Source organism: Priestia sp. USM5, from assembly GCF_058323215.1.
In genome coordinates this window covers 2,086,590-2,104,897 of record NZ_JBSGKN010000001.1, presented here as the reverse complement: position 1 = coordinate 2,104,897, position 18,308 = coordinate 2,086,590, and the positions used below count along the sequence as shown (strand labels likewise).

Annotated in this window: 17 protein-coding genes; 4 read left to right on the top strand and 13 right to left on the bottom strand. The window is 39.1% G+C overall.

From position 1 onward, the window contains the following. Positions 1–5: 5 nt before the first annotated feature. Positions 6–1,625, top strand: a complete 1,620-nt coding sequence (locus ACWATA_RS11465) for a SulP family inorganic anion transporter (protein WP_047750849.1) — start codon at positions 6–8, stop codon at positions 1,623–1,625. Between the two features lie 42 nt (positions 1,626–1,667). On the opposite strand, the gene ACWATA_RS11460 is transcribed toward ACWATA_RS11465, so the two are convergent. Beyond that, positions 1,668–2,351: a response regulator transcription factor gene (locus tag ACWATA_RS11460; protein ID WP_033579157.1), complete on the bottom strand. Its 684-nt coding sequence runs from the start codon at positions 2,349–2,351 to the stop codon at positions 1,668–1,670. After that, positions 2,329–3,819 (bottom strand): ATP-binding protein, encoded by a 1,491-nt coding sequence (locus ACWATA_RS11455; protein ID WP_165635248.1) that lies wholly within the window; start codon positions 3,817–3,819, stop codon positions 2,329–2,331. Before ACWATA_RS11455 ends, ACWATA_RS11460 begins: the two co-directional genes overlap by 23 nt. A gap of 270 nt (positions 3,820–4,089) precedes the next feature. Here ACWATA_RS11455 and ACWATA_RS11450 point away from each other — a divergent pair, with 270 nt between their 5' ends. Next, positions 4,090–4,590 (top strand): GNAT family N-acetyltransferase, encoded by a 501-nt coding sequence (locus tag ACWATA_RS11450; RefSeq protein WP_033579159.1) that lies wholly within the window; start codon positions 4,090–4,092, stop codon positions 4,588–4,590. 42 nt (positions 4,591–4,632) lie between these two features. Here the strand turns inward: ACWATA_RS11450 and ACWATA_RS11445 are convergent, their stop codons facing one another. After that, positions 4,633–5,172: an SMI1/KNR4 family protein gene (locus tag ACWATA_RS11445; RefSeq protein WP_033579160.1), complete on the bottom strand. Its 540-nt coding sequence runs from the start codon at positions 5,170–5,172 to the stop codon at positions 4,633–4,635. 155 nt (positions 5,173–5,327) lie between these two features. Continuing rightward, positions 5,328–6,920 carry an APC family permease gene (locus ACWATA_RS11440; protein WP_013057301.1) on the bottom strand — a complete coding sequence of 531 codons (1,593 nt, stop codon included), beginning with the start codon at positions 6,918–6,920 and terminating at the stop codon, positions 5,328–5,330. 249 nt (positions 6,921–7,169) lie between these two features. On the opposite strand from ACWATA_RS11440, the gene ACWATA_RS11435 reads away from it, so the two are divergent. After that, positions 7,170–8,738, top strand: a complete 1,569-nt coding sequence (locus tag ACWATA_RS11435; RefSeq protein WP_154991257.1) for an RQC-minor-2 family DNA-binding protein — start codon at positions 7,170–7,172, stop codon at positions 8,736–8,738. 160 nt (positions 8,739–8,898) lie between these two features. Then, positions 8,899–10,068, top strand: coding sequence for a stage II sporulation protein P (gene spoIIP / locus ACWATA_RS11430; RefSeq protein ID WP_034269194.1), 1,170 nt, complete (start codon positions 8,899–8,901; stop codon positions 10,066–10,068). Positions 10,069–10,094: 26 nt separating this feature from the next. Here the strand turns inward: spoIIP and cobO are convergent, their stop codons facing one another. Genes cobO through ACWATA_RS11385 form a run of 9 tightly spaced genes read right to left on the bottom strand, consistent with a single transcriptional unit; the run spans position 10,095 to position 18,306 of the window. Further along, positions 10,095–10,634: a cob(I)yrinic acid a,c-diamide adenosyltransferase gene (cobO, locus tag ACWATA_RS11425; RefSeq protein ID WP_028408311.1), complete on the bottom strand. Its 540-nt coding sequence runs from the start codon at positions 10,632–10,634 to the stop codon at positions 10,095–10,097. A gap of 31 nt (positions 10,635–10,665) precedes the next feature. Beyond that, a complete protein-coding gene (locus ACWATA_RS11420) occupies positions 10,666–11,235 on the bottom strand; it encodes a nitroreductase family protein (protein WP_033579163.1) in 570 nt (189 codons plus the stop codon). Positions 11,236–11,255: 20 nt separating this feature from the next. Beyond that, a complete protein-coding gene (cobA, locus tag ACWATA_RS11415; RefSeq protein WP_013057306.1) occupies positions 11,256–12,026 on the bottom strand; it encodes a uroporphyrinogen-III C-methyltransferase in 771 nt (256 codons plus the stop codon). Beyond that, complete coding sequence (locus ACWATA_RS11410; RefSeq protein WP_034269187.1) at positions 12,023–13,405, bottom strand: cobyrinic acid a,c-diamide synthase CobB; 1,383 nt, start codon at positions 13,403–13,405, stop codon at positions 12,023–12,025. Before ACWATA_RS11410 ends, cobA begins: the two co-directional genes overlap by 4 nt. 13 nt (positions 13,406–13,418) lie before the next feature. Next, complete coding sequence (locus ACWATA_RS11405) at positions 13,419–14,543, bottom strand: cobalt-precorrin 5A hydrolase (RefSeq protein ID WP_325075371.1); 1,125 nt, start codon at positions 14,541–14,543, stop codon at positions 13,419–13,421. Next, positions 14,540–15,316: a precorrin-4 C(11)-methyltransferase gene (gene cobM / locus ACWATA_RS11400; protein WP_033579167.1), complete on the bottom strand. Its 777-nt coding sequence runs from the start codon at positions 15,314–15,316 to the stop codon at positions 14,540–14,542. Before cobM ends, ACWATA_RS11405 begins: the two co-directional genes overlap by 4 nt. Beyond that, positions 15,313–16,014 (bottom strand): precorrin-2 C(20)-methyltransferase, encoded by a 702-nt coding sequence (gene cobI / locus ACWATA_RS11395; protein ID WP_033579168.1) that lies wholly within the window; start codon positions 16,012–16,014, stop codon positions 15,313–15,315. Before cobI ends, cobM begins: the two co-directional genes overlap by 4 nt. A 2-nt stretch (positions 16,015–16,016) precedes the next feature. Beyond that, entirely contained in the window at positions 16,017–17,213 is a 1,197-nt protein-coding gene (locus tag ACWATA_RS11390; protein WP_033579169.1) for a bifunctional cobalt-precorrin-7 (C(5))-methyltransferase/cobalt-precorrin-6B (C(15))-methyltransferase, read from the bottom strand. After that, the gene (locus ACWATA_RS11385) at positions 17,203–18,306 is read right to left on the bottom strand and encodes a cobalt-precorrin-5B (C(1))-methyltransferase (protein ID WP_033579170.1); all 1,104 of its coding nucleotides are present in this window, start codon (positions 18,304–18,306) and stop codon (positions 17,203–17,205) included. The genes ACWATA_RS11390 and ACWATA_RS11385 overlap by 11 nt, the downstream gene beginning before the upstream one ends. Positions 18,307–18,308 lie beyond the last annotated feature (2 nt).

Here is an 18,308-nt window from a genome sequence, read left to right as displayed (position 1 = left end):
ATCGAATGCTAAAAGATAACCGATTTCAAGGCTATTCAGCAGGGCATTTACAAAAAGACATTATCGCCGGTTTGGTTGTTGGGGTCGTTGCTATTCCTTTAGCAATGGCCTTTGCCATCGCTTCTGGTGTAAGACCTGAATACGGAATTTATACAACCATTATCGCAGGGATTATGGTTTCAATATTAGGCGGATCGAAATTTCAAATTGCAGGCCCAACAGGTGCATTTGTTCCGGTGCTGCTTGGAGTTGTCATGCAATATGGTTATGAGAACCTCATTATTGCCGGCTTTATGGCTGGAATTATGATTACGCTTCTCGGAATATTTAAACTAGGGAAACTTATAAAGTTTATTCCGCGCCCTGTGACGATTGGATTTACAGCAGGAATTGCGATTATTATTTTCTCAGGTCAGATCGCTAACTTTTTAGGCCTAAAGGGAATTGCAAAACATGAGGAATTTCATTTAAATATGATTGAAATCCTACGAAAAATTGCAACGATTAACATTTACAGCGTCATCATAGCCGCTATTTGTTTAGCTATCGTGATTATAACGCCAAAGTTTTTACCTAAAATTCCCGGTGCCCTTCTAGGTCTTCTTGTCTCCACACTTGTAGCCATTACACTGTTCCCAGGAAAAGTTGCAACGATTGGCTCTACTTACGGTGCCATTCCGAGTAAACTACCATCTTTTAGCTTCCCAGATTTAACATGGGATAACATCGTGATGCTATTTCCTGCTGCCTGCGTAATTGCGATGCTTGGAGGTATTGAATCTTTACTATCAGCTGTTGTTGCTGATAATATGGCCAAAACCAAGCATAATAGCAATAAAGAGCTTGTGGGTCAAGGAATTGCTAATATCGCTACCTCGCTATTTGGCGGAATTCCTGCAACTGGTGCCATTGCCAGAACAGCTACTAATATCAAAAACGGCGCAGCTTCTCCGTTATCAGGAGTTATACACGGCTTAGTTGTTTTATTGGTCCTTGTGATGCTGGCTCCTTATGCATCAAACATTCCGCTGGCAAGTATGGCACCTATTTTAATGTTTGTGGCTTGGAATATGAGTGAACGTAAAGAATTTGCACATATTTTAAAAACCAAGTCAGCTGATTCATTTGTACTTGTAGCTACGTTTTTATTAACAGTTTCAATCGATTTAACAACAGGTGTAGGCGTAGGTCTACTTTTAGCTATTGTTATGTTCGTGAAACGAATGAGCGGATCACTGAAGATTTCAAAGGTTTTAGCGGAAACATCTGAAAACGCTCACAAATCTGAGCTGATGGAATATACCATGCAAGGATCTCTTTTCTTTGGATCAGCTGAAGTATTAGAAGATTCCTTTGATAACATCGCTGAAGCGAAACCGAAAGTTTTATTGCTTCGAATGAGCCAAGTCTCCTTTATTGATACATCTGGAGAAGCTTTACTATCGAAGGTGGTCGAACGTTTGAAAGATTCGCATAGCCAAGTCGTTATTTCTGGCTTACAGCACCAGCCGAAAGAAATGTTAAAGTCAACCGGTCTATATGATAAAATCGGTGAAAAAAATATATTTTCTTCCGAACCTCCCGTGAGTAAGATTAAAGCTCGTCATAGAATCGTTACTACGTAATAAAAAAGAGATCCGAACGATTAAACGTTCGGATCTCTTTTTTTAAATATTAAACCGGTACCCTGCTCCCCAAACCGTTTCTAGGTACTGAGGATCTGCTGGGTTTTCTTCTAGCTTTTCTCTTAGTTTTCGAATGTGAACTGTTACGGTTGAAATGTCTCCTGAAGAATCAAATCCCCAAATTTTTTCAAATAGATGTTCTTTACTTAATACTTGATTTGGATGAGAAACGATAAACTTCAGCAAATCGAATTCCTTCGCTGTAAAAAACACTTCTTTGTCATTCACAAATACTCTTCTAGCGAGCGTATCAATCGCTAAACCATGAATGCGAATCATACGCTTTTCCTGCTTATCAGAGAGTCTTTCATATCTCGCTAAATGCGCTTTGACTCTTGCGACCAGCTCCCCAGGGCTGAATGGCTTGGTAATATAGTCATCTGCACCTAGCCCGAGCCCTCTAATTTTATCAATTTCTTCTTTTTTAGCTGAAACTAAAATGATTGGAATATCTTTTGCAGCTCGAATTTGCTTGCACACTTCAAATCCGCTCACTTTAGGGAGCATAATATCCAAAATAATCAAATCAAAATGTTCATTTAACGCTTTTTCTAATCCCTTATCCCCGCTATATTGAACGTCTATTTCAAAATCGTTAATTTCTAAATAATCTCTTTGCAATTCAGCAATACTTACTTCATCTTCAATTAACAATATCTTCTTCATGTGTATCACCATTTTCATTCATTTTTTGCAAAGAAAAGAAAATACTTGTTCCTTCGCCAAGCTTACTTAGTGCCCAGATGTCTCCCCCGTGGCGTTCAACAATTTGTTTTGCGATGGCCAGTCCAAGTCCACTTCCTCCAGTATTGCTATTGCGGGACTGTTCTGCTCGATAAAACCGGTCAAAAATATGCGCTAATGCTTCCGGTGAAATCCCAGAGCCGTTGTCTTTTACTTCAATAATGAGTTCACTTTCGGTAGCAGAAAGAACGATATCGATTCTTCTTTTTTCTTTATCCATAAATTTAATGCTGTTGGTTGTTAAATTTATTAAAACTCTTCGCAGCTGCTCAGCATCTGCCTTTGCATACAGTGTCGTTAGAGAATCATTAGAAAATAAAACATCAATATCATGTTCGCTCATTTCAAACTGAAGCTCTTGCACATAGCTTTTCATAAAAGCAGAAATATTAAGTTTTTTAAACACAAATGGAATTTCATGCAAATCCAATTTAGAAAATAAAAACAGCTCATCGATTAACGCATTCATGTCTTTTGCTTTCGTTGAAATCGTTAACAAATATTTAGAAAGCTTATCTGGCGTATTAGCTACGCCATCTTGAATTCCTTCTACATATCCTACAATGGAAGTAATGGGAGTTCGTAAATCGTGTGAAATACTTGAAAGCAGCTGCTTTCGATTATCTTCATATTGAATTTGCAGTTCAACAGAAGATTTTAGTTTTTGCCTCATTTCTTCAAAAGCTTGCGTTAATTCGCCTATTTCATCCTTTGAATTAGCAGAGATCTCAAAGTGAAGATCACCTTGTTTTATTTTTTCGGCTGCTTCTTTTAATTCACGAATGGGTTTAATAATGCTTCTTGAAACAAGATAGTTTAAAAATCCAATAATCACAATCACTAAAATTAATAGTAGAAAGATTAAAAAAGGGAAAATCCGATTAATAATGCCTACATAAGGACTGATTTTTCGCAAAACGTAAATGCTTCCTTTTTCTTGATTTGAGAAAGGAAAATCAAGGTTGATATATGTAAAATACTGCTTGCCTATGCGCAGCATGTCCTGCTGATACGAATGATTTCCTTTACTTTTTTGATGCTTTGGCAAGTATTTACGAAGGTTTTCTCCTTTAATGGATTCTGAAGCATATACAACCTCTGTGTTTTTTTGAATCACAATATCAATATTTTCAAATTCATATTTTTTAACTGTCTCCGGCCGCAGCAGCTGTTCTGGTTTTTTTTCACTCAATAACTTTAAATCTAAGAATGCATTTTCTTCTTCTGGCGTTAACAATTTATACTCATAGGAGTGGCTGTACAGTTTTCTTACAAAATCGGCGTCTCCAGTAATGGAGAAAAAAATAAGAAAGCCCGATAAAAAAAGCAAAATAATAAAAACAAACACAATACTGATATACGTTAAAACAAAACGCAGCTGAATTGACATGACTTACCCTATGCCCCTTTGGCTTTAACAAAACTATTTGATAGACTAGTAAAGGTGAATAACAAATAGATCGTTAGACATTATACATATAGTAAAAATTAAAACAACAAAACAAATGTATATTCTCACTTTACCGTGATAGAGTGAGAATGAACACCACCTTTTTTACCATTTTATGAATTACTGGAAAATTATGATCTATTTTTCATAATATTCTTAGGCTGAAAGGTATATTATATGCCTTAATATTTTAAAAAAGGAGACTTTTTAATGAAAATTATTAAAGCTACTTCCTCTCACATCCCTTCTGTTGCCCGTCTGTACGTAGACAGCTGGCGCATTACATACAAAGGGTTAGTACCTGATGCTTATTTAAACAACTTGTCTTATAAACAAAGTGCAGAAAAGTGGTCCCTTTTTCTTACCGAGCCTTCTCATTTTATTTTGCTCGCTATCGATGAACGAGAAGAGATTGTCGGCTTTTCAGCGGGTAAACCTCATTTGTCCGCTGCTGAAATATACGCGCTATACGTTTGCAAGGAAGTGCAAAACCAAGGAGTTGGTCGTCTTCTGTTTTCTCATTCAGTAAAAGAATTTACTGATCAGCACTATACGTCTATGATTATTTGGGCCATGAAGAAAAATAAGAAAGCCGTTCAGTTTTATAAAAAATTAGGCGGCAAAAAAAGCTTGAATCGTACAAGTCAATTTGGAGAAACTAAAGTTGAAGACGAAGCATACGGTTGGGAACGTCTTCCTTCTAATAAATAAACGAGCACACTAGTGTGCTCGTTTATTTATTAGAAGATAATATTATTGAGCCGTTGTCTTTTTATCCGTTGAATGAGCTTTATTACAAAGCCTATTCCAGTGCCAAAAACAATTCCCTTGACTCACTATAAAACAATCCAGCCATTTCTGAAAATTCATATGTAATACATGTGCATCTTGAAACGATGCGTTCCGCTTTTTTACTATTATATATGCAGGATGCGCTGATTTTTTAGAGTCAATGATAATCTCTTCTTCTCCGACAGACCCAATTGTCATATAAAGACTCTGACTTTTATAAGCTGTTTCTCTTACGTCTTCTAAGCTATAAAGATTCCCTGTTATTTTTTTGTCAGCATCAATGAACAAATTACACCCATTTGTTAGCTGCAAAAACTGCTTGTAGTCTTCAGGAAGTGATACATGCATTTCTTCTTCAAAAACTTGCAGTTGGTTCTTGCTTACTCCATCAAAAAAAGTACAAGTGGTTCTGTATACTTCTCCTTCATTTTTACACACTTCTATAACATTATTGTTTTCCCACAGCCGCTTTCGAAGTGAATTTATTATTTTTTCAATCATACTCTTCCTCCAAGCGTTGGATTTAAAACGGTTACATTACATTAATTAAACAATAATGTGCTAATTCCTTCTTTCCTACTCAATTATACGATAAACTTTAGAAATTCATGTTTGCATAACATAGAAAAAAGCAGCGAATGTCGCTGCTTTACAGGTTATACAGGCGCTTTTTCTTCCTGTTCAGGATGGTGATCGTAATCAATAAGCGCTTTTGGAAGGCCCGTATATTTAGCCCAATAATAAATCCCAAGAGATACGACCGCTATGATAATTAAGTCTACAGGCGTATCGATTAAACCTTTCCCTCCGCCGAACGAACCGATATAAGAAATAAAGAGCATGATGATATAATAAGCAACTAGCCACCATGTTGATTTAATCTGCTGACGAAGACTTACTTCATTTTTAGGCACATATTTAGCAAAAATCAAATATATAACAAACATGACCAGTTGAGAAGTTAGCAGCCACGAAATAGTCTTCCATCCTGACCAGTACACAATAAAGGAAGCAAAAATAAAGGATAATGGACCAATTATACTCATTCCTCTTAATTTAAAAGGCTTTTCCAAATCTTTTGCGTTCACCATAAAGGCCGCTGATGAAATTGGTGCAATCGCGTAAGATAGAATAAGCGCAACAGAGCATACGTTTACGAGTGCATTCCACGAAGGAAATGGCAGTGTCCAAAAAATCGAAAGTCCTAATGAAAGCCATAAAGATGATCGTGGAATCCCTGTTTTTTTATCCACATGAGCAAACGTTTTAAATAACGTACCGTTACGAGACCAAGCATAGATAAGTCTAGATGTTGTATTCATAAAAATATTACCGTTACCACCCGGTGATAAAATAGCGTCTAAAATAACAAGTGTTGCTAGCCAGCCAAGGCCAAGAACAACAGCGATATCTTTAAACGGCAGTGAGAATTTATCTTGAATGCCGGACCAACCGCCTTTAATCATATCAGATGGAATAGCTCCGATAAACAATACTTGTAGAGCAGTATAAATGAGAGCTGCTAGAATGATACAAATCACAAGAGCAATTGGAATATTGCGCTGAGGATTTTTCACCTCTCCAGCTACCGATACAATCGGATGAAGGCCTAAGTAAGCAAACATAACCCCGCCTGTAGCAATGGCGGCCTGGATACCATCAAATCCCCCGGGAGCAAACTCTCCCATCGTAAAGTTTCCTGACTTAAAATAAAATGCCAGCGTTACAATTACCGTAAGCGGTACAAAATATTTGAAAATAGAAATGATAATATTCGATTTCGCAAATGCTTTTACACTCCAGTAATTGAGTAAAAAGAATAAGCAAAGCAACACAAATTGTAGAATCCATCCAGATATCGTTGGTGAATCAGATCCGGATTTTGTTAAACCTGGAAACCAGTAAGCCACATACTGTCTCACTGCTGTTACTTCGATAGCGATTAAACTAGTGTAAGCTACGATCGTAATAAACGAAATCATATAGCCTACAAGATGACCGTGTGAATAAACAGGATATCGAATAATTCCTCCTGTACGAGGCAAGGCAGCCCCTAGCTCAGCGTATACAAGGCCTATTAATAAAATAATAACTCCACCAATAACCCAAGAAAAACTTCCTGCAGGACCTGCTTGCGTAGCGACATTACTAACGGCAAACAGCCAAGCGGAACCAAAAATAGCCCCTAATCCAATCAATGTTAAATCTAATAGGGATATCGTCTTTTTAAACGGACCTTTATTCTCCATAAGCTTCCTCCTTTGGATGAATCATCACTTTTGTTGGTTTTTTTGACAACATTCATATATATTCGATAATATGTGTCAAAATTTTTATTACTATACCCATTCAAAATTACTTTGAATCCCTTTTCTTTATTTCTAAAGGTTAATTAACAGAAAATTTTTAAAAATCATTCTTGCGTTCAAGACACATTAAAACTTTTTCTTCTTTTCTTTAATGGGTAAAATACTCAATAAATGAAAGGAGTTAGATAAATGACTTTACCAGAGAATTTGCCAGTTGATTTTACAGCTTACAACCACTTAACATTCCTTCCGCTCGGACGTAAGAATAAATCGATTCGGTCCGTAGGAAGTAAACATACTAAAGGGTTGCTTGGACGTTTAGACGACTACTTTGAGCGAGCAATGAATCAGTTACCTCAAGAAGATATCATCCTTTTTCAAACATTCTTATATGGAAATCATAGGGGCGGTTTTCCCGTCGCAATTGATAAAAATGAAGACGTTTATCCTTACTTTTGGAAACCAACTTCATTTCTATGGAAAGAATATAATAAGAATCGCGGCATTCCTATTCATCATGATGAGTTTTATTCTCAAGATTTTACGGTTTTGACTAAAAATGAGTTGGAAAATTATCTCGGAAGCATTATGAAAGATTACATGTTTTGCGCTAGAATACATGATTCTTCAAAAGAAGAATGGATTCAGCATATTAATAAGTGTTTTTTCAAACATCCCCTCATTTCTCTTTATCACCGAAATGCAGATGTGATTGAAGCAATTGAACAATCAAAAAAATCACCTTTGCTTTTTATTATGAAAAACCCTGAGCAAATTGCTTTTTGGCGCAATCGGATTGAAATCATTATGAGACCTTTTCGCTCTCTTTCTTCCACCGCCTTTGAGAGAGGATTTGCAGATACGGAAGATACGGTATTAACTGTTCACGGAGAAAACGAGATCATTCGCTTAACTTCAGAAAACAGAGGTCTCGCTGTAACATATGATGTCACAAATGATGCTATTTCACTCGGTGATGAGTATAATGTAGTGCTAGCAGCCAAACGATTAGCTACAACTCAGCGGCAGTTCGAAGAGATTATAGATGAAAATGAAGAAGTGATTCAAAAACTGCTTGTCTTTTTTAAGTGGAAAAGTCTTTTAAAGCATCATGAAGTGCACATCAAAGAAATCCAAGACAAATTGTGCAGCCTAACCACTTATCAACTTAATGAAGAACAAGTTTTACGGGAAAATGATCCTTTTCTTTCCTTCATTCAAAACGTATTACAAGTAAAAACACCGAATGCCAATCTCAAAATTGGTTCCATACAATGGTTTTCACAGTGGGATTTTTCAGATGTCACCCTGCTGCAGGAAACAAACAAATTTATATGTTATATGGGTCCAAACGAAATAGAAACGAAGCTGACAGAAATAAGCGCTAAGATAGAAAATGAACTTCATAAGCAGCGTCAGAACCTGCTTTTGACTCCGCTAAAAATCGGTCAAATAACTTTCGATTCAAACCAAATGTTACAGTTATTAACGCTTATAGATACCTTAAAAAACACGGAAACTCAGCAGAGTTACGTACAAATTTTAGAAGGCGTTTCTACTAACAGCATTCGTCAAAAAGAGCTCGATAAAATACCCGCATTTGGATTATTAAATTCCGTAAAGCGCAAGCGCATTGTTACGTATTTACAAGAATTACAAAACTATCAGCTGCTTAAAAAAGAGAAAAAAGGATTCAGCCTCACTCCAAAAGGAGAAGCCATCCGAGGTCTATTTGAAGAAGAATCACGGAGAATATGAGATTGTATCTCACGTGATTCTTCTTTTTTGATTTTGAAGACTACTTTCTCTATTAAATGCTTATCATAATTAGAAAATTCCATTCATATAATTATTACTAGATTAGCAAAGTCCTTCATACCTATTAGCCTGACGCTGACATAGAGAGGAGATTTCGCCATTGAAATCTAGTAATCGCGCCAATTTTGTAGTGTTAACATATAAGATGGTTCTTGTTATTTTATCCGTTGTTTTAATGACATCATCTATCATTGTTCTAGTAAGTTACTCAGCATTTAAAGAACAGTTCAATTCTTCTATTGTCTATCAAACGTTATCAAAGCATAAAGCAGAAAGTCTTTATTATTTAATGAGCCAAGAAAACCATCATTTTTCAACGGCTTTTGATAAAAACTACTCGCCTCCCGGTCTTTCTTCTACACTGCTCGAGTTATCAACAAGTATTCGAGCAGAAGACGCGAGAAGCTTGTTTGGTTCCGAACTTCCTGGATTCAGTATTTACGACTCCAATATCATTATCGCCGGTGAAGGCACAAATTTCACAAACTTCCCTAGAGAATCTGCACCGCCGCTAGATGAAACGCTAAAAGAAAGAAATTCTACTACAAAAGTTCAGCAGCCTAAAGAAAACAATGGTACGAACGCTCAAAATAATAATACAACTGGCGGGAAAAAGGTATTTTATATTTATCATACGCACAGCTGGGAATCTTACTTGCCTCTGTTAGGACTTGAAGGTGATCCAGATGCTAATAAAGCAGTGGATAGCAAAACAAATATTAATATTGTTGCAAATATGCTAGGAAAAGATTTAGAGGCTCAGGGAATTGGGGCAGAAGTTGATCAAACCAATATTGGACAGAAATTAAAAGAAAAAGGTTGGAACACCAATCAATCGTACGCCATGTCTCGCACAGTCATTGAAACGGCGATGACTGAAAATAGAGATTTAACTTACTTTATCGATTTGCACCGAGATTCGCTTCGAAAAGATAATACAACCATTAAGATTAACAATAAATCGTATGCAAAAGTTGTGTTTGTTTTAGGGAAAGCGAATCAAAACTTTGAACAAAACTTAAAAATGGCAAAAGCGCTTCATGAAGGACTTGAAAAGAAATATCCCGGCTTAAGCCGCGGAGTTATTGGCAAAAACAAATCCAGCGGTAACGGTGTATATAATCAAGATGTTTCCAAAAATGCGATTTTAATCGAAGTGGGTGGAGTTGACAATAACTTTGATGAACTAACCAACACAACAAAAGCACTGTCTGATGTCATTAGCCAATTTTACTGGCAAGCTGAAAAAGTAGATGCCCCTGCTCCATAAAAAAAGCCCTCTTCACTGAGGGCTTTTTAAAATTCAATTCCTTTTACAGCCGGAATTCCTTCATCGTAATAATGTTTATGAGGCTTCATTTCCGTCACAAGATCTGCTGCTTCCATCACTTCTTTTTTGGCAGAACGTCCGGTAATGACCAAATGCATATGCTCAGGGCGCTTTTGAATAAGGTCAATTACTTCGTGTAGCGGTAGCACATCATCAATAGGAAATTTATCGATAGCCAGTGCATTATTTAACTCGTCTAAAATAACCACATCATATTCGTTCGAGAAGACTTTGTCCTTCGTGAGCGCCCAGGCTTTTTGCAAAGCTTCACGATGTTCAGGCGGTGTTTTTGTCCACGTAAAGCCGACTCCTGTTTGAATCATTTCAATTCCTATTCTGTCAAACATCAGCTTTTCGCCATATGTACGCTGAGGAGATTTAATAAATTGAATCATTAATACTTTTTGTCCGCGTCCCGTAGCGCGCAACGCAAGACCTAAAGCAGCGGTTGTTTTCCCTTTTCCGTCTCCGGTATAAATTAACGTAAGACCCCGTTTGTCTTTCAATCTAAAAACCTCTTTTTCTTCGAATTTCAGTTTACAGCCATGTTGTTTTTTCTGTAAACGATGTTCTAGCAGGCTCTTTCATTTTTGTAAGAGACTCTTCATTTGGATAGCCTAAAAATACGTTTCCTACCACGACTTTACCTGCAGGCTTTCCGATAAACTCATACAGTCGCTCGTCTCGAACAAGACCAACTCCTCTTGTTCTCCAAACGAATCCAAGCCCTAATTCTTTAGCTGCTAGCCACATGGAATGAATCGCGCACGAAACCGCATATTTGTTATCTTCCGTGGCTTCTTCGTCTCCTTCAACTGTATCAGCTGTTACAACAATATGTACAGGTGTATTTTTCACTGCTTTTAACGAACTTTCTACTAAATGAGGCTTTGTCGGAAAGCGCTCCTTTAGATACGCTTCAGCCAGTTCTTCATACTTCTTTTTTGCTTCTCCTTGAATCACATAAAAGCTCCAGGGCTCTCTCATTCTGTCATTTGGAGCCCACGTCGCTGCTTCAAGCAGCTGTTCGATTTTCTCTTGTTCGACTTCACGCGGTTCATGATCTCGTACCGCTCTTCGTTCTTTTAGCTGTGAAATAATCGTCATATTGTCTCCTCCTTTTAACGTTAAAGCAGAATATTTTCCGCTCTTTCTTCGAACCATTTTATTTTTTCTCTAATTGTCACTACTTCACCTACAAGCACGATGGCAGGATGAGCAATTTCTGCTTTTTTTGCTATTTCTTCGATTGTGGCAAGCGTTCCCGTTACGGTGCGCTGATACTTCGTCGTTCCCCATTGAACAAGCGCTACTGGCGTATGTTTATCTCGTCCATGGTCCATCAACTGCTTGCATATATGAGGTAAATTTCCAACGCCCATATAAAACGCAATTGTATCTATTCCTTGAGCAAGCGCTGACCAGTTTAAATAATCTTTTCCTTTTTCTTCTCTTCCATGCCCCGTTACAATCGCAAAAGAAGTAGCATGATCTCTGTGGGTAACAGGAATTCCTGCATAAGCTGGAGCTGCAATTCCTGACGTGATACCAGGCACGACTTCGTAAGGAATTCCTTGAGTAGCAAGTACTTCAGCTTCCTCTGCTCCGCGGCCAAACACAAAAGGATCGCCTCCTTTTAAGCGCGTCACTACTTTTCCTTGAAGTGCTTTTTCAACAAGCAGTTCGTGAATACGATCTTGGATGACTCCGTGCTTGCCCGGTAATTTCCCGCAAAAAATAAGCTCCGCGTCTTTTTTAGCATAGTTTAATAACTGTTCATTAGCTAAGCGATCATATAAAATGACATCCGCCTCTTGAATACACTCCATTCCATATACGGTTATTAGCTTCGGATCTCCTGGTCCGGCTCCTACTAAATATACTTTTCCAACTGTCACACGGCATCTCTTCTTTCTTTTTTTACCGCTTTACACTGTTCCACCCAGTTTTCTACCATCTTCGTAGAAGAGCCGAAATGAAAGTGCGTATAGCCGGCAATTAAATTATTGTTCATATAGCCTTCTTCTTTCATTCCTCGCATCCCTTTTGTATCATAGGCAGGCGAAAACTCTTTCTCTGAATGAAAGGTTGAATAATGAAATTCATGGCCTTTAGCTTGTATATCGCCTTTAAATAAAAAATTCCCTGGCTTTCCCGTCACTTCTCGGTACCCTAAAGCAGCCAATTTTGTCTGCATTCTTACTTGTCCGGGAATAAGCCCCACCATTTCATGGCATGTATCATCTGTTGTGACAATAGCATCTGTTAAAAACATAAAGCCTCCGCACTCAGCAAGTGTAGGAATCCCTTTTTCGATGGCTGCTCGAACAGAATTTTTAACGTCAATTTGCTGAGCCAGCGTTTCAGCAAATTCTTCTGGAAATCCGCCTCCTATGTAAAGGCCATCAGCATCTTGCGGAACCGTCTCTCCTTTTAAAGGCGAAAATTCTACAAGCTCTGCTCCGTAAGCTTTTAACAATTCGAAATTTTCTTCATAATAAAAGTTAAAAGCGGCATCTCTTGCCACAGCAATTTTCACTTGAGGTACGGACGGCTTTGTAAAGATAGGATCATTAATTTCTATTTTAGGAGCTAAAGCCAGTTCATATACTTTTTCAATATCAATTGTATCATGAACAAGCTGCCCTAACTGTTCAAAAAACGGTGTTAATTCTCCTCGTTCAATCGACGGGATCAGCCCGAGGTGACGTTCAGGAATCGTAAGATCATCGTTTCTTTTCAAGTAGCCTACTACAGGGATATGACATTCCTGCTCAATCGCTGCCTTAACAAGTTTATAATGCCCTTCACTTCCAACTCGGTTAGCAATTACACCGACAATGTTCGCTTCCGGTAAAAATTGCTGAAACCCTTTTACAATTGCCGCTGCACTTCTAGCCATACTAGCACAATTGACAACTAAAAGGACAGGACTATTGGTGATTAAGCTGATTTCTGCTGTTGTCCCTTCGCTCGTTAACGGATTTTTCCCATCAAAAAATCCCATAACTCCTTCCATGATGGAAATATCAGCGTCTTCACTAGCTCGAGCTACAATTTCCCTAACCATATCGTGTTCAAGCATCCAGCTGTCTATATTACGAGACGCTCGTTCTGTAACAGCCGTATGATACGTTGGATCAATATAATCGGGTCCGCATTTAAACCCTTGAACTCTATAACCAGCTTGTTTTAATGCCGCCATCAGCCCAATTGTAAGTGTTGTTTTCCCTACGCCACTTCCGGTACCGGCAATGACGAGTCTTCTGTTTGACATCTTGTTCTCTCCTTTAGTCATATGGAATAAGCGCCACTGAAATGGTGACATTCCCTGACTTTTTCTTCACAAGTTCAAGCGTATCAGCACCGCTGTATAACATAGCAGCAGGTTCACTAACGCCATATGCACCTGTATATTTAAAGACAGTATCTGAAGGCTGTTGGATACTTATGCTGTTTAGCTCTTGGGGCGAATAATAGACAAACTCCCAGCCGTACTTAGACGCCACTTCTAGCAGCCCTTCTTCATCTTTCTTTAACTCTATTGTACATAATACTTTTACACTTTTCATTGAAAACTGAAGTTCAGCAAGCGTTTTTTCAATAACGGTTTCAATTTCCGCTGCGCTTGTTCCTCTGTTGCACCCCATCCCAATCGCCAGTACTTTTGGACGGTAAAGAACACCGTTTTCTAAGATCGCTTCTTCTTCTTTTTTTAAATTGCGATGCGTTACGACCAAGGCTGCATGTGGCGATGCTTCGAGAGCTGTCTGAATCGATGAGTACGTTTTAATGTTAGCTGGAACAGGGTGCTCATAGTGCCACCAGCCCTTTTCACCTGATTCTTGAACCACCGCTATTGCTTCTTCGTTTACTACAGAAGCGCTGACAGGGGTTAGCTTTTCTGCTGATTCCCACACCCATCCAAAGCGCTTACCAAATAAATCAACGGGAATCGTTTTCTGAACATCGGATGCTGTTGTAATAACAGGATGAGCTTCAAGTGCTGCCGCAACTTCACGCGTTAGCTCATTTGCTCCTCCGATATGACCTGAAAGCACGCTGATGACATTTTCGCCTTTATCATCAATGACAACAACCGCAGGATCCGTTTTCTTATCTTTTAAAATAGGGGCAATCATACGTACAACTGCTCCCAGTGAAATAATAATAATAAGTCCTTTATACGATTCAAAAAGAGAAGGCAAGAGCATCCGCACGCTTCCTGAAAACAGCTGAATGTTCTGTTCTCTTTCGTCTCCTTTTTCAAACTTGCTCATGTAATACACATCGGACTGCTGAAAAGTGCGGCCTAGATTTCTTGCAATTTCTACGCCATGCTTCGTGATGGCCACGACAGCATAATCCCCGCGCTGTGTAATGAGAGCTTTTTTTCCTTCTTGGAGTTGAATCATTCCGACTTCACTCCTCTTCGAAAGCCATGGGTAAATGTTTTATCATAAAGTTTTGATCGATAATCTTTGTCATGAATGTGGGGGTCAAGGGCCCAACCTGCCAAAATCATCGCCTGCTTACGAATGCCGTTTGTTCGCATAGCATCATCCAGGTCTTTTACCGTCGTGCGAACAATTTTTTCATCTGGCCACGTTGCTTTATAGACTACTACAACCGGCGTGTCCTCACTCCAACCGGCGCTTATAAATTCTTTCATTACTTTTTTTGTGAGCGTCGCACTTAAAAATAAAGCAATGGTACATTTATGTTTTGCTAAATCAGTTAATTTTTCAAACTCAGGTACAGGCGTTCTTCCTTCAGCACGAGTTAAAATAACCGTTTGAGTCAAATCTGGAATGGTTAATTCTGCTTCAGCCGCTGCTGCTGCAGCAAATACGGAGCTGACTCCCGGAACAATTTCAATATCAACGCCTTCTCTTTTTAAAAGTACCATTTGTTCCATAATGGCTCCGTACATAGCCGGATCTCCGGTATGAACTCTTACAACCATTTTTCCTTCACGCATGCGATCAAGCATCGTACTGACCATTTCTTCTAAATGCATACCAGCTGTTTTTAACACTTCAGCTCCTGGTTTGGACTTAGCAACTAGCTCTTCACTTACTAGTGAGTCAGCGTATAAAACAACATCTGCCTGCTGAAGTAATTTTAAGCCTTTTACGGTAATTAAATCTGGATCTCCGGGTCCAGCTCCGATTATGTATAACTTCATTTTCGCACCACCATTAGCGTTAAGTATTGTAAATCGGCTCCTTCTAGTTCTGAAGCTTTCCAAATAATTTCTTCATCTGACGTTACTTTTGTTACCACCGATGCTTTTTCAAGCAGATCAAGCTCTTTTAAAAGACCGACCATAAAATCGATGACTTTAGCCACTTTAATAAAAATAACGCAGTCGTTTTCCACCAATACTTTTTTCATTGTTTCATAATCTTCACGAGCAGGAACAATGGCCACATGTTCATCACCGTCTGCTAATGGAATGCCTAAGCGAGACGCAGCGCCGTTAATAGATGAAATACCAGGAATTACTTGAATAGGAGCTTGAGGGTGACGTTCTTGCATCAGGCGCATCATGTGAATAAACGTGCTATAAAGCATAGGATCTCCCTCTGTCACAAATGCTACATCTTTTCCCTCCTGGAGCTTTTCCCATACTCGTTCCACTGTTTCGGTCCATTTTTTCTCTAAAATAGCAGGATCTTTTGTCATTGGAAACACAAGGCCTAGCATGTCTTTTTCATTTGCACTGAAATAGACATCAATAATTTTTTGGGCGTAGCTTTTGCTTCCTTTTTGCTTTTTTGGGTACGCAATAACGGGTGATTCTTTTAATTTACGAAATGCTTTTACTGTAATTAATTCTGGATCTCCTGGTCCAACTCCAAGTCCGTACAATGTTCCAATCATGTTCATTCTCCTCTTTTAGCTGTAATAATATAAATGGGGTTTAAAGCGTCAAATCGTGTTAAGTGTAAAATTGGCTTGCTTCTTGAAACTTGTGCAAGGGTAACAGCAGTCTCAAATCCTCGCTCTTTAAAAGCTTTCATCGCTTCTGCCAAATTTTCAATCGTTACGGCATTTAATACGATGCGCCCTCCTGAATTTAATCGGCTGCAGCACACGTCTAAAATGGTTTCCATGCCTCCTGCTGTCCCTCCAATAAACACCGCATCAGGATCAGCAAACTCACCTAACCCTTCCGGTGCTTTTCCGTGCACAGTATGGGCATCTACTCGAAATTTCGCTAGATTTCCCCTGCAGTTTTCCAAGTCTGCTTCGTTTTTTTCCACAGCAAAAATTTGTCCTTCACGCGCAATTTTAGCTGCTTCAATCGCGACTGAACCTGTACATGTTCCGATATCCCATACGACGCTGTCTCTCTTTAGCTGCAGGGCACTAATACTAAGTGTACGAACTTCTTTTTTAGTAATAAGTCCCTTGTCCGGCTTGCGTTGAATAAATTCATCGTCCTCTATTCCGAGAGGCCAGACTGGACTTTTTTCTACCTGTTTTAATATCACGACATTAAGCGGAGAAAAGAGTTGATTCGCCGCCTCTTCCAGCGAAAGCAGCTGACAGCGCTCCGCCTCTCCACCTAGATTCTCTGCCACAAACATCTTGTATTCTGTCATGCCGAATGATAACAAGTAGTTTGCCAGAGCACTAGGAGAATTTTGCTCATCGGTTAAAATCGCCACTTTTTTATAACCGTCAATGCGCTGAGCCAGCCCTTTTATACTTCTGCCGTGCACGCTTGTAAAATAAGCGTCTTGCCATCGCTCTTTTAGACGTGAGAATGCAAGCTGAATAGAACTTAAATAAGGATATATTTCAACGTCTAGCTTCGCAGAAAGATAGCTTCCAATTCCGTAAAATAACGGATCGCCTGAGGCTAACACAACCGCATTTCCTTCTTCGTTTTTTAAACGTTCAACAAGGGAAGAAAGACCTCCTTCAATGGCTACTTTTTCTCCTTCGAAATCTTGAAAAAAGTCAAGGTGACGCTTTCCTCCAATTAGCACATCACTTTCATACACCCACTGTTCATACATAGGAAGTAGACTTAACTTCCCGTCGTCACCAATTCCAATAATTTTAATTGCCATGTTGCACCGCCTGTCCTAAAAAATCTCCTTTTAATGTGTAAAGAGACGTATCGACATCGATTCCGTCCCCTACTTCCTTTAATGCTGATAAGCAGCAGTACTCGCACAGTTTTTCGAAAAACTGATGATGACCGCTTTGCGTCATTAAATCTCCCACTTGAGAAGCTGTGTTTGCGCCTTTTATTTCCTCTACCAGTTCAGCAGAAGCGCCTGACTCAGAAGCTGCTTTTGCTAAAAAATTAAAATCAATAGGTGCACTTTTTGAATGAACCATCATAACGCCTTGCGCGACTTTTGAAAACTTTCCCATCATGCCTACGAGCGACACTTTTTTCATTCCTTGCTTTTTACATTGTTTTAACGTAAATCCAACAAAATCTCCCATTTCGATAAATGCTTCTTCCGGAAGTTCTGGGAACTGTTTCATTCCATATTTTTCGCTTCGTCCCCCTGTCGTAATGACAACGTGCTCACAATTACTCGCTTTGGCAACGCTAATGGCCTGCACGATACTTGCTTTATAAGCAGCTGTTGAGAACGGAACAACAATTCCCCGCGTCCCCAGTATCGAAATGCCTCCTAAAATACCTAGACGCGCATTTAATGTCTTTTTCGCCATTTCTTCTCCTTCAGGAACCGAGATGACAATCTTAACGCCTTTTTGTATGTTGTATTGGGCTAGAAGCTGTTCAGCCGTTTCTTTCAGCATCTTTCTTGGCACAGGGTTAATGGCTGCTTCACCGACAGGAACTGGGAGACCGGGCTTTGTCACACGCCCTACTCCCACTCCTCCATCAATGATAATGTCTGCACCATTACACCACGAAACTTCAGAAATAATCAGCGCTCCGTGCGTGGCATCGGGATCATCTCCAGCATCTTTAATGATGCTGGCTACAGCGCTGCTTGTGCGATACTCGCATTCTTCAAGATGAAACGTAGCAAAGCGACCAACAGGTAAGTAAATCGTTGACTCCTCTTGCACTTCTCCTGAAATTAGCGTAAGCAGAGCTGCTCTCGTAGCTGCCGTTGCACAAGCGCCCGTCGTATAGCCTTCTCTGAGTTTCTTAGGTTCTTTTGGTACTTCCTTCATGC

What these genes read in the sequence shown, in the direction of transcription:
- ACWATA_RS11465 (WP_047750849.1), top strand. Translation starts at nt 6, where the DNA reads ATGCTAAAAGATAACCGATTTCAAGGCTATTCAGCAGGGCATTTACAA.
- ACWATA_RS11460 (WP_033579157.1), bottom strand. Translation starts at nt 2,351, where the DNA reads ATGAAGAAGATATTGTTAATTGAAGATGAAGTAAGTATTGCTGAATTG.
- ACWATA_RS11455 (WP_165635248.1), bottom strand. Translation starts at nt 3,819, where the DNA reads ATGTCAATTCAGCTGCGTTTTGTTTTAACGTATATCAGTATTGTGTTT.
- ACWATA_RS11450 (WP_033579159.1), top strand. Translation starts at nt 4,090, where the DNA reads ATGAAAATTATTAAAGCTACTTCCTCTCACATCCCTTCTGTTGCCCGT.
- ACWATA_RS11445 (WP_033579160.1), bottom strand. Translation starts at nt 5,172, where the DNA reads ATGATTGAAAAAATAATAAATTCACTTCGAAAGCGGCTGTGGGAAAAC.
- ACWATA_RS11440 (WP_013057301.1), bottom strand. Translation starts at nt 6,920, where the DNA reads ATGGAGAATAAAGGTCCGTTTAAAAAGACGATATCCCTATTAGATTTA.
- ACWATA_RS11435 (WP_154991257.1), top strand. Translation starts at nt 7,170, where the DNA reads ATGACTTTACCAGAGAATTTGCCAGTTGATTTTACAGCTTACAACCAC.
- ACWATA_RS11420 (WP_033579163.1), bottom strand. Translation starts at nt 11,235, where the DNA reads ATGACGATTATTTCACAGCTAAAAGAACGAAGAGCGGTACGAGATCAT.
- ACWATA_RS11410 (WP_034269187.1), bottom strand. Translation starts at nt 13,405, where the DNA reads ATGTCAAACAGAAGACTCGTCATTGCCGGTACCGGAAGTGGCGTAGGG.
- ACWATA_RS11405 (WP_325075371.1), bottom strand. Translation starts at nt 14,543, where the DNA reads ATGATTCAACTCCAAGAAGGAAAAAAAGCTCTCATTACACAGCGCGGG.
- cobM (WP_033579167.1), bottom strand. Translation starts at nt 15,316, where the DNA reads ATGAAGTTATACATAATCGGAGCTGGACCCGGAGATCCAGATTTAATT.
- cobI (WP_033579168.1), bottom strand. Translation starts at nt 16,014, where the DNA reads ATGATTGGAACATTGTACGGACTTGGAGTTGGACCAGGAGATCCAGAA.
- ACWATA_RS11390 (WP_033579169.1), bottom strand. Translation starts at nt 17,213, where the DNA reads ATGGCAATTAAAATTATTGGAATTGGTGACGACGGGAAGTTAAGTCTA.
- ACWATA_RS11385 (WP_033579170.1), bottom strand. Translation starts at nt 18,306, where the DNA reads ATGAAGGAAGTACCAAAAGAACCTAAGAAACTCAGAGAAGGCTATACG.